Source organism: Catellatospora sichuanensis (assembly GCF_007483665.1).
Taxonomy (GTDB): domain Bacteria; phylum Actinomycetota; class Actinomycetes; order Mycobacteriales; family Micromonosporaceae; genus Catellatospora; species Catellatospora sichuanensis.
Genome location: NZ_ML660196.1, coordinates 4,519 through 14,855, shown reverse-complemented (window position 1 = coordinate 14,855; position 10,337 = coordinate 4,519). Strand labels below are relative to the sequence as shown.

The following is a 10,337-nucleotide window of genomic DNA, read 5'->3' as shown; positions in this document are numbered from 1 at the left end:
CGCGGCCCCCTAACCGGGGTCCGCCCCACTCCGGGCGGCCAAGCGATCCGGCCTCCACCCGAGCTCTTCAGCCCCGGTGTTTTTGTCCGTTCCTCGCTGGCAGAGAGAACATTACGCGGCCCCCCGACCCGGATGCAAATCGGGGTCGGTTGTCGCCGGTCACATCATCACTGCTCGCCTATCTTAGCTGTTCACCCCGGTTGGATGTCGGGAAAGGAGTATTCCGGCGCGCACTGTCGGGGCAGAATCTGACCCGTGAGGGTGACCGCGGACACAGCGCTGGCCGAGTACGCCCCCGCGGTGATGCCCTGGCTGCTGCGCGAACCCATCCGCAACAACCAGCTGCTGACGCTGCTGCAGTCCCGGATGGACGGCATCGTCGCGCCCGAATCGGACCTGCTCATGCTGCGGGTGCTAGCCGACGGCGGCACCCTGGCGGGCATCGCGGTGTGCCCGCCTCCCTTCGCCATGCTGCTGAGCGAGCTGGCCGAGGGAGCGGAGCCGGCGCTGGCGGATTACCTCGTCGCGCACGCGCCGCAGGTACGCAGGTTCACCGGGCTGCCGGACCAGACGGAGCGGCTCGCGGCGGGCGTCGCCGAACACACCGGCGGCAGCGCGACGCTGCTCGCGTCGTACCGCATGTTCGACGTACTGCAGGTGGTCCCGCCGACCCGGGTGGCCGGACGCCCCCGCGAGGCTGCGGCCGCGGATCGGGATCTGCTGGTGGCCTGGTCCGCAGCGTTCCAACGGGAAGCGCTGGCGGACCACCCGCACTCGAACCCCGCCGCGCCGATCGACGGCCGGCTCGCCCTGGGCGGGCTGCTCTGGGTGTGGGAGGCCGGCGGTGAGCCGGTCAGCATGGCCGCGATGACCGCACCCGCGGCCGGCGTCGTACGCCTCAACCTGGTCTACACCCCGCCCCGGCGACGCGGGAACGGCTACGCCGGCGCCCTCGTCGCCGCGGTCAGCGCGGCCGTGTTGAGCGCGGGACTGCGCCCGACGCTGTTCACCGACCTCACCAACCCGACCAGCAACAAGATCTACCAGGCGATCGGGTACCGGCCGTTGCAGGACACCGCGATGTGGGAAGTCGACTAGGCCGACGCGCCCGCCGGGACCGGCTCCCGGTGGGCGATCTCCGCCGCGCGCAGCCTGCCCGCGCCCAGCGCGACGATCGCGATGAGGCCCGTCACCAGCGCGAACGAGAACGGCAGCGAGGTGGCGTGGGCGATCCCGCCCATCAGCCCCGGCGCGGCCAGGCCCGCACCGTAGGACACCGTCGCCACGCCCGCGATGGCGTGCGCGGGATGGTCGCCGGTGTGTCCGGCGGCACTGAACGCCAGCGGGACCACGACGGCGCAGCCCAGGCCGATCATGCCGAAGCCGAGCACGCCGACCAGCGGCGTCCAGGCGGTGACGACCAGCAGTCCGCCGAGGATGCCGACGACACCGGCCACCCGCACCGTGCCGACCGCCCCGAACCGGCGCACCACCGCGTCGCCGACGAGCCGGCCGCCGGCCATGGACAGCGCGAAGGCGCTGTACGCCACGGCCGCCTGGCCCTCACCGGCGTCCAGGATCTGGCGCAGATAGACGGCGCACCAGTCGGCGGTGGCCCCCTCGGCGAAGACGGCGCAGAAGCCGACCAGCCCGATGATCAGAACCGGCCCGCGCGGCAGCGAGAACCGCGGCCCGTCCTCGGACGCCGGCACCGGCGCGTTCGGCAGCAGCCAGCGCCCGGCGGTGACCCCCACCACGGCCAGCAGCACGCCCATCACCCCGAGGTTCACCGGGGCGCTGATGTCCAGGTATGCCGCCCCGGCCCCGATGCCGGAGCCGATCAGCCCGCCGACCGACCACATGCCGTGCAGGCTGGACATGATCGAGCGGCCGAGGCGCTGCTCGACCTCGACGCCCTCGGCGTTCATGGCGATGTCGGAGGTGCCCGCGGTCACCCCGGCGAGCAGCAGCATGCCCATCAGCGCCCATTGGCTGGGCGCGAGCGCGAGCACGCCGACGGCGAGACTCCAGGCCGCGATGAGGACCCTGGTGGCGGTACGCCCTCCCCAGCGCTGCACCAGCCGCCCGGTGAACGGCATCGTGCTCAGCGAGCCGACCGCGGGCATGATCAGCGCCAGGCCGAGCGAACCCTCGTTGAGGTGTAGGTTCTCGGCGATCCACGGAATGCGGGCGGCGAAGCTGCCGCTGGCCGCACCGTGCACCGCGAATACCGTCGCCACCGCCCAGCGGGCTCGCGTCACTACCGAAGTCACACGTGGACCTTACGTGCCGCACTCGCGGGCAACCACGGTGATTTCCGTGGATCGGCCCTGTCCCGCGTATCGGACCGCTCCCGCGAAGGCGCCCACGGTGAGGGCGATCACGGTGAGGGCGCCGCGGAGTGGCGCAGCCCGCCTGAAGGTTCTCGCACGGGCCGCCGATCGGCTCAGACCGCGGCCAGGACCAGCGCGGTCGCGGCCATGCCCAGACCTGCGAACTGGACAGGGCGTAGTCGCTCCTTGTTCACGGCGAGCGCCAACAGCACGGTGCTGGCGGGGTAGAGCGAGGCGATCGGGGCCACGATGCTGAGCTGGCCCTGGTGGGCGGCCAGCAGGTAGAGGCCGTTGGCCGCGATGTCGAGCGTGCCCGCCACCGCGGTGAGCACCAGCACCGATCCGCGCAGTCGCAGCGTGCCGCCCATGGGCCGGAGCAGGAGCAGGCCCACCGGGATGGACGCGAACCTGGCCGCGGCCAGCGGCCACATGCCCGCACTCTCCCCCGCCTGGGCCAGCAGCAGGAAGAAGATCCCGAACATGGCCCCGGCGGACAGCGCGAGCCCGATCACCCGTGGGCCGGTCGCGCTCGCGCCTTCGGCGGGGCCGAGGCTGACCAGTGCGATCGCCCCGATGGCGCAGACCGCCCCGATCAGCGAGGCGACGGCCGGCCGCTCGCCGAGCAGCAGCCCGCCGGTCAGCGGCACAAGAGCGGAGGTGACGGCGGTGACGGGGGCGACGACGGCCATCGCGCCGCTCGCCAGCCCTTGGTACAGCAGGACAATCCCGAAAAGTCCGGCAATCCCGGCCGCTGCGCCCCATCCCAGTGCCGACACGCCGAGCCGACCCGGGACCAACAGGAGGAAAGCTGCGATCATCGGTATTGCGCACAACTGCGATACCACGGTCACCGAGTAGGAATGCCCACGCACGCTCGCGGCACCCTGGACGGCCTTGCCGCCGCAGAAGTCGGCGGTGCCCCAGACCAGGGCGGACGTGCCCGCAAGCAGGATAGAGATCACGACGAGTTCGTATCACAGTATTGACCGCAAAGGACAGCGTGTTGACCGATACGACGATCGAACGGGCCCGATCCACCGAGCGCGGCGACGGTTCGCACGCTCCCCGGCCCCGGCATCTGCCCCTTGAGGAGATCAACGCCGCGGTCGCGCTGCATGTGCGCGCGCTGCGGGCCGGCCGCGGCTGGTCCCTGGACGAACTGTCCGGCCGGTCCGGGGTCAGCAAGGGCATGCTCGTCCAGATCGAGGGCAGCCGAACCAATCCCAGCGTCGGCACCCTCGCCCGCATCGCGGACGCCTTCGGCGTCACCGTGGCCCGACTGCTCCAGCCCGCCGCGGACCGAACCGTGCACCTGAGCGAGATGGACGACGCCCCCGTGTTGTGGCGCGGCGGGCGCGGCGGCTCGGGACGGCTGCTGCGCGGCCTGAACGACCCGGACTTCGTGGAGCTGTGGGACTGGCGGTTCGCCCCGCAGGAACGCTACGAGGCCGAGGAACTGCCACCCGGCACCCGGTGCATGGTGCACGTGCTGGTCGGCCAGATCGTGGTCACCGTCGACGGCGTCGACCACCTGGTGCACGTCGGGCAGACCCTGGACTTCCGTGCCGACCGGGCGCACACCTACCGCAACGGGCTGGACTCCCCCGCCCGGCTGGTCATGATCGTGGCGATGCCGCCGGGCGACTTCGACCGCCGCCGCCGTTCGCTGATCGCCCAGCGCTGACCCGCGACGACGAAAGCGCCGTCCCGCAATGGGGACGGCGCTTTCTCGTGTGGTCAGGCGGTCTTCTCCTCGCGGTGGTGACGCGCCCGGCGGCCGGTGCTGAGGTCGCGCCGCGGCACGATGGTCGGGTAGACCTTCTCCAGCACGGTGTCGCGGGTGATCATCACGCGCTCGGCGTTCGGGTCGCTGGGCACCTCGTACATCACGGAGAGCAGGACCTCTTCCATGATGGCGCGCAGGCCGCGGGCGCCGGTGTTGCGCAGCATGGCCTGGTCGGCGATGGCCTCCAAGGCCTCGTCGTCGAAGTCCAGCACCACGTTGTCGAGCTCGAACAGGCGCTGATACTGCTTCACCAGGGCGTTGCGGGGCTCGGTCAGGATCTTGACGAGCGCCTCGCGGTCGAGGCTGCGCACCGTGGTGATGACGGGCAGGCGGCCGATGAACTCGGGGATGATGCCGAACTTCAGCATGTCCTCCGGCATGACCTTGGCCAGCACCTCGTCGTTGGTGCGGTCCGAGACCGCCCGCAGGTGCGCGCCGAAGCCGAGGCCCGAGCGCGCGGTGCGCTGCTCGATGATCTGCTCCAGGCCGGCGAACGCGCCGCCGCAGATGAACAGGATGTTGGTGGTGTCGATCTCGACGAAGTCCTGTTGCGGGTGCTTGCGGCCGCCCTGCGGCGGCACGTTGGCCCGGGTGCCTTCCAGGATCTTCAGCAGCGCCTGCTGCACGCCCTCACCGGAGACGTCACGGGTGATCGAGGGGCTGTCGGACTTGCGGGCGATCTTGTCGATCTCGTCGATGTAGACGATGCCGGTCTCGGCGCGCTTGATGTCCCAGTCGGCGGCCTGAATGAGCTTGAGGAGAATGTTCTCGACATCCTCACCCACGTAGCCGGCCTCGGTAAGCGCGGTCGCGTCGGCTATCGCGAACGGGACGTTGAGCATGCGGGCCAGGGTCTGCGCAAGGTGCGTCTTGCCGGTGCCGGTCGGGCCGATGAGCAGGATGTTGCTCTTCGCCAACTCGACGGCCTCACCGCCGCGGGTGTGCGCCGCGTCGGCCTGCAGCCGCTTGTAGTGGTTGTAGACCGCGACCGCGATGGCCTTCTTGGCGCCGTCCTGGCCCACCACGTATGAGTCGAGGAACTGACAGATCTCCATCGGCTTGGGCAGCTCTTCCCAGCGGACCTGCTCCTCGCCGGCGAGCTCCTCTTCGATGATCTCGTTGCAGAGGTCGATGCACTCATCGCAGATGTAGACACCGGGCCCGGCGATGAGCTTCTTCACCTGGCGCTGCGACTTGCCACAGAAAGAGCATTTCAGCAGGTCGCCGCCGTCGATCCGTGCCACCTACGACTCCCCCTGCCCCTGAAGCGGACGAACGCCGTGCCGCACGAGACGGCGCGACATCGGTTCTGCCTTGACGTTACCTGTTGTGAGGCGGTTTGCGGCGTCCCCACCCCGCCTACCGCTGAACCAGATTCTCACACGCGGCTGTGACACCGCGGTGGTGCCGTCCACCTGTTGGAGTGAACGGCACCGCGCGATGCTCAGCGAGCGCCCGCCATCAGGCTCTTCTTGCGGCTGGTCATCACAGAGTCGACCAGGCCGTACTCGAGCGCCTCGGCGGCCGTAAGGATCTTGTCACGGTCGATGTCCTTCTTGACCTGCGCCACATCCTTGCCGGAGTGACGCGACAGCATCTCCTCCAGCTGGGTGCGCATACGCATGATCTCCCGGGCCTGGATCTCGATGTCCGAGCCCTGCCCGTAGCCGCCCTCGGTGGCCGGCTGGTGGATGATGATGCGCGAGTTCGGCAGCGCCAGGCGCTTGCCCGGCGTGCCCGCCGCCAGCAGCACGGCCGCGGCGCTGGCCGCCTGACCCAGGCACACCGTCTGGATGTCGGGGCGCACGAACTGCATGGTGTCGTAGATCGCGGTCATCGCCGTGAACGAGCCGCCGGGCGAGTTGATGTACATGGTGATGTCACGGTCCGGGTCGGCCGCCTCCAGCACGAGCAGCTGCGCCATCACGTCGTTGGCGGACGCGTCGTCGACCTGCACACCCAGGAAGATGATGCGGTCCTCGAACATCTTGTTGTACGGGTTGGTCTCCTTGGTCCCGTACGACGTGCGCTCGATGAACGAGGGGATGATGTAGCGGTTGCTGACCTCGGCGAAGCTCGGCTTCAGGTTTGGAAACATCGTTTAGCTCCTTCAGTTCCCGACCGGCACGGCCTGCGCCGAGGTGATGACGTGGTCGATGAAGCCGTACTCCTTGGCCGCCTCCGCGTTGAACCAGCGGTCGCGGTCGCTGTCCGCCTCGATCTGCGCCACCGGCTGGCCGGTGTGCTGGGCGATCAGGTCGATCATCAGCTTCTTGGTGTAGATCATCTGCTCGGCCTGGATGGCGATGTCGGCCGCGGTGCCGCCGATGCCACCGGAGGCCTGGTGCATCATGATCCGCGCGTGCGGCAGCGCGGACCGCTTGCCCTTCGCGCCCGCGCACAGCAGCATCTGCCCCATCGAGGCCGCCATGCCCAGCGCGATCGTCGCGACGTCGTTCTTGATGTACTGCATGGTGTCGTAGATCGCCATGCCGTCGTACACCGAGCCGCCGGGCGAGTTGATGTACAGGTAGATGTCGCGGTCCGGGTCCTCGGCGGACAGCAGCAGCAGCTGCGCGCAGATCCGGTTGGCGACCTGGGTGTTCACGTCACTGCCCAGGAAGACGATGCGCTCCTTGAGCAGGCGGTTGTACACAGAATCGTCGAGGCCGCCGGCGATCGGATCGGAACCCCGCGCAGATGGAACGTGCAGCTCGCTCATATCGGCAGCCTTTCTCGTTGTCCTACAGCGACCCTAACCGCTGCCACTGACCGCAGCTTCCCCGAGATCCGCGTGTTCGCTTTCAGCGCACCCGTCCCCGGCATGAACGGCGAAGGACCCGCCCACGGTGGTGAACGGGTCCTTCGCGATGCTCATGTCAGTGGTTGTGACCCTCGTGGTCACCGTGGTCGTGGCCCTCGTGGCCGTTGTCCTCGCGCAGCGAGTCCAGGCTCAGCACCTCGCCGTCGGTGTCGGTCATCACGACCCGCTCCATGACCAGCGCCAGGGCCTTGCCCCGGCGCACGTCGCCGTAGACGGCGGCCGCGGCGCCCTGCTGGACCAGGCGGTCGTAGTACACCTGCGGCGCGACACCGGCGCGCTGGGCACGGTGCACGATCTCGTGACCGTACTCGTCGTCGCTGACCTCGACGTTCTCCGACTCGGCGATCGTGTCCAGCACCAGCTGGATCTTCACGCCCTCGGCTGCCGCCTCGGCGAGCTCGGTGTCGATCTGCTCCTCGGTCTTCTCCTCGGCGGCGAGGTACTCCTCGAGGCTCGCGCCCATCCGCTCGAGCTGCTCGACCATGGCCGCCTTGCGCTGCTCGACCTCGTCCGAGACGACACCCTCCGGCGCCGGCACGTTGGCCTGCTTCACCAGCTCGGAGAGCGCCTTGTCACGGGCCGCGTACAGCTGCTCGACCTTCTTGACCCGGGTGATCCGCTCGCGCAGGTCGCCGCGCAGCTCCTCCAGGGTGTCGAACTCGCTGGCCAGGCCGGCGAAGTCGTCGTCGAGCTCGGGGAGCTCCTTCTCCTTGACCGTGCGCACGGTCACCTTCACGTCGGCGTCGCGGCCGGCGAACTCGCCGCCCACGAGCTGGCTGACGAAGGTCGCCTCCTCGCCGGCGGACAGGCCGACGATGGCCTCGTCGAGACCCTTGAGGAGCTGGCCGGAGCCGACCTCGTGGGAGATGTTGCTGGCGGTGCCGCCCTCGACCTCTTCGCCGTCGACCGTGGCGATCAGGTCGAGCTGCACGTAGTCGCCGGTGCCGGCGGCGCGCTCGACCGTCTTCAGGGTCGCGAAGCGCTGGCGCAGGCCGTCGACCTGCTCGTCGATCTCGGCGTCGGCGATCGCCAGCGGCTCGACCTCGACCTTGATGGCGCTCAGCTCGGGCATGGTCAGCTCGGGGCGCACGTCGACGTCGGCGGTGAACTTCAGCGGCTGACCGTCGGAGAACTCGAGGTTGTCCACGGCCGGGCGGCCCAGCAGCTTGACCTCGTGCTCACGCACGGCGGCGAAGATCTGCTGCGGGATGGCCTCCTCGATCGCCTCCTGCAGCACGGCGCCGCGGCCCACTCGCGCGTCGATGACCTGGGCCGGGATCTTGCCCTTGCGGAAGCCGGGGATGTTCACCTGCGCCGCGATCTCCCGGTACGCCTTCTTCAGGCTCGGCTCGAGCTCTGCGAACGGCACCTCGATGGCGAGCCGCACTCGCGTCGGGCTCAGAGTCTCGACGGTGCTCTTCACTGGCGTACTCCTTGGGATCTTTCGGTCGTTTTGACGGGCCTTCGCACTGTACTGCTCGGCCACGCCGCGTCATGAGGCCGGTCCGACACGCGGACACGAAGCCCGGTCGAGTGTAGGCGAATACCTGGTGGCCCCCTGGCATCGGGCCGCGGTTCTCGGCGGATGTCACACATCTCGGGCGCGGCACCACCATAATATCCAGCAAAGCAGACAAACTGGGCGGGTTGTCCGGGGAGGAGACCGCCGTGCCACCGATCGATGCGTCAGCCCTGCTGGCCACCGTGCTCGCCGACATCGGCGGGCCCCTGCTGAGCCTGGCCGCTGCGCACCCGACACCGCTCGCCACGCCGGCCCCGGTCTGGGCCGGGCCGGCCGCCGGCAAAGAACTGGCGCTCGCGGGTGCAGTGTTCTTCGCGCTGCTCACCGTGGCCTTGACAGTATGGCTGCACAGGAAGATCAGGCCGGAGCGACTCACCCCGGCCAACGCGCATCTGATCCACACGGACGGGCCCGCGCAGCCCGGTGGAGCCCCATCCGCCTGATCGAACAAAGCCCCACCGGGGGTCCGGGCCACCGCCGTGCCGTCGCCGCCCCGTCGTGGGCGCCGATCCAGGAGCGTCACACCGGCTCGGACGAACGAACCCCGGCGCACTCCCGGATCGGCGAGCGAGGGGCGAATCGTCTCCCCGTCCCTGTCTTCACCGTAGATCGGCAGAGGGGTCGGCACGGGGCAAATGCCGAAAATCATTCATAACGGGACACGGTTATATGGGTGTGCGACCAGGTGCGAAGACCGCATACACTTCCGGGAGCGCCGGTCGCCCGGCGCAACGGGGTGTAGCGCAGCTTGGTAGCGCACTCGCTTTGGGAGCGAGGGGCCGTCGGTTCGAATCCGGCCACCCCGACCAGCCACGGTCCGGCACATCGACCTCGCCGACAGACCGTGCTGACAGGTCGCTAAACTAGGGGCCGCGCGGGCGTAGCTCAATGGTAGAGCTTCAGTCTTCCAAACTGACTACGCGAGTTCGATTCTCGTCGCCCGCTCCATACATGACGGCCCAGGCAGTCGGCACCATCGCCGCAACCTGGGCCGTCGTCGTGTCAGAGAGCCGCACATCGCGTGTCGCCCCCGGCCGTGACCACCACCCCGACCCGCACCGAACCCGTGACCGAGCACCCCGCACCCGGTCTGACCACCGCCGACCGGATCGGCCGCGACCACGGACTCGACGTGCTACGGATCCTGGCGATCTGTTCCGTCGTCGCCATCCTTCCCGGTCGTCCTGCCGGCCTCGTTCGGCATATCCCTCGGGCTGGGCCGTATTCCCTACCTGCGGGCCATCGTCTGAGCAGGACGATCACGCGGGTTCCATGCCGGAAGCCGGCATCGTGCCGTCAGGCGTTGCAGAGGCGCTGGCGGGCGTACTCGTCGGCGCTCGCGTTGCAGCGGTACGGCGAGCCGAGGATCTGGCGCAGGTGCTCGGTGAGCGGGATCAGCTCGATGACCCCGGGGCCGAAGACCCGCACCCGGTAGCCGTCGCCGACCCGGGGCAGTCCTTCGAGGCTGTCCGGCACGACCGTGGCACCGTCGTCGCCGGTGTAGCGGAACCCGGTGTAGAGCAGGTGCGGCGCGCCGGGGCTCAGGTCCACCTTGAGGGTCGCGTCGGCCGTGCAGCGGACCGGGACGGAGATGCCGCGGCACGGGCCGAGCTGGATGCGCTCGGTGGCGGTCCCGTCGGGCTTGATGGTCAGCTCGGCGCCGTGTACCCGCCAGGTGCCGACGTACGGGGCGAGCCCGGGCACGACCCTCGCGGGCGTGGAGGCGGGGGTTCCCGTCGGCGTCTTCGGGGCGATCACCGGCCGCGGCGCGGCGGCGACCGTGCCCGCCGGCGCAGTCGCGCCGGGGTCGGCGAGCAGTCCTTGACCGAATACGACTCCGCCGCCGAGCAGCAGCACACCCAGTGCCGCGGC

At 69.7% G+C, this 10,337-nt stretch carries 10 protein-coding genes and 2 tRNA genes; 5 read left to right on the top strand and 7 right to left on the bottom strand.

Features of this window, described 5'->3' with window-relative positions; all coding sequences use genetic code 11:
* The first annotated feature begins 255 nt into the window (after positions 1–255).
* Positions 256–1,098 (top strand): GNAT family N-acetyltransferase, encoded by an 843-nt coding sequence (locus FLL47_RS14840; RefSeq protein ID WP_144121112.1) that lies wholly within the window; start codon positions 256–258, stop codon positions 1,096–1,098.
* Here the strand turns inward: FLL47_RS14840 and FLL47_RS14835 are convergent.
* Positions 1,095–2,273, bottom strand: coding sequence for an MFS transporter (locus FLL47_RS14835; protein WP_144121111.1), 1,179 nt, complete (start codon positions 2,271–2,273; stop codon positions 1,095–1,097). The two genes, FLL47_RS14840 and FLL47_RS14835, sit on opposite strands and share 4 nt — an antisense overlap.
* A 173-nt stretch (positions 2,274–2,446) precedes the next feature.
* On the bottom strand, positions 2,447–3,295 hold the full coding sequence (locus FLL47_RS14830) for a DMT family transporter (RefSeq protein ID WP_144121110.1): 849 nt from the start codon (positions 3,293–3,295) through the stop codon (positions 2,447–2,449).
* Positions 3,296–3,336: 41 nt separating this feature from the next.
* On the opposite strand from FLL47_RS14830, the gene FLL47_RS14825 reads away from it, so the two are divergent.
* Complete coding sequence (locus tag FLL47_RS14825) at positions 3,337–4,017, top strand: helix-turn-helix domain-containing protein (RefSeq protein WP_246157932.1); 681 nt, start codon at positions 3,337–3,339, stop codon at positions 4,015–4,017.
* A 53-nt stretch (positions 4,018–4,070) separates the two neighbouring features.
* Here the strand turns inward: FLL47_RS14825 and clpX are convergent, their stop codons facing one another.
* The 4 genes from clpX to tig all read right to left on the bottom strand — a co-directional run bounded on the left by clpX (position 4,071) and on the right by tig (position 8,366).
* Positions 4,071–5,363: an ATP-dependent Clp protease ATP-binding subunit ClpX gene (gene clpX / locus FLL47_RS14820; protein WP_144121109.1), complete on the bottom strand. Its 1,293-nt coding sequence runs from the start codon at positions 5,361–5,363 to the stop codon at positions 4,071–4,073.
* A 200-nt stretch (positions 5,364–5,563) separates the two neighbouring features.
* Positions 5,564–6,217 (bottom strand): ATP-dependent Clp protease proteolytic subunit, encoded by a 654-nt coding sequence (locus FLL47_RS14815; RefSeq protein WP_144121108.1) that lies wholly within the window; start codon positions 6,215–6,217, stop codon positions 5,564–5,566.
* Positions 6,218–6,229: 12 nt separating this feature from the next.
* A complete protein-coding gene (locus FLL47_RS14810) occupies positions 6,230–6,841 on the bottom strand; it encodes an ATP-dependent Clp protease proteolytic subunit (RefSeq protein WP_120316546.1) in 612 nt (203 codons plus the stop codon).
* Positions 6,842–6,998: 157 nt separating this feature from the next.
* Complete coding sequence (tig, locus tag FLL47_RS14805; RefSeq protein ID WP_144121107.1) at positions 6,999–8,366, bottom strand: trigger factor; 1,368 nt, start codon at positions 8,364–8,366, stop codon at positions 6,999–7,001.
* Positions 8,367–8,611: 245 nt separating this feature from the next.
* On the opposite strand from tig, the gene FLL47_RS14800 reads away from it, so the two are divergent.
* The 3 genes from FLL47_RS14800 to FLL47_RS14790 all read left to right on the top strand — a co-directional run bounded on the left by FLL47_RS14800 (position 8,612) and on the right by FLL47_RS14790 (position 9,413).
* Positions 8,612–8,908, top strand: a complete 297-nt coding sequence (locus FLL47_RS14800) for a hypothetical protein (protein WP_144121106.1) — start codon at positions 8,612–8,614, stop codon at positions 8,906–8,908.
* Between the two features lie 289 nt (positions 8,909–9,197).
* A tRNA-Pro gene (locus FLL47_RS14795) sits at positions 9,198–9,274 on the top strand.
* A gap of 65 nt (positions 9,275–9,339) precedes the next feature.
* A tRNA-Gly gene (locus FLL47_RS14790) sits at positions 9,340–9,413 on the top strand.
* A 348-nt stretch (positions 9,414–9,761) separates the two neighbouring features.
* Here the strand turns inward: FLL47_RS14790 and FLL47_RS14785 are convergent.
* The coding region (locus FLL47_RS14785; RefSeq protein WP_222106081.1) for a hypothetical protein at positions 9,762–10,337 on the bottom strand (576 nt) is incomplete at its 5' end.

Excerpts from the sequence above, each read along its gene's own strand:
- FLL47_RS14810 (WP_120316546.1), bottom strand. The coding sequence starts at position 6,841 with ATGAGCGAGCTGCACGTTCCATCTGCGCGGGGTTCCGATCCGATCGCC.
- FLL47_RS14815 (WP_144121108.1), bottom strand. The coding sequence starts at position 6,217 with ATGTTTCCAAACCTGAAGCCGAGCTTCGCCGAGGTCAGCAACCGCTAC.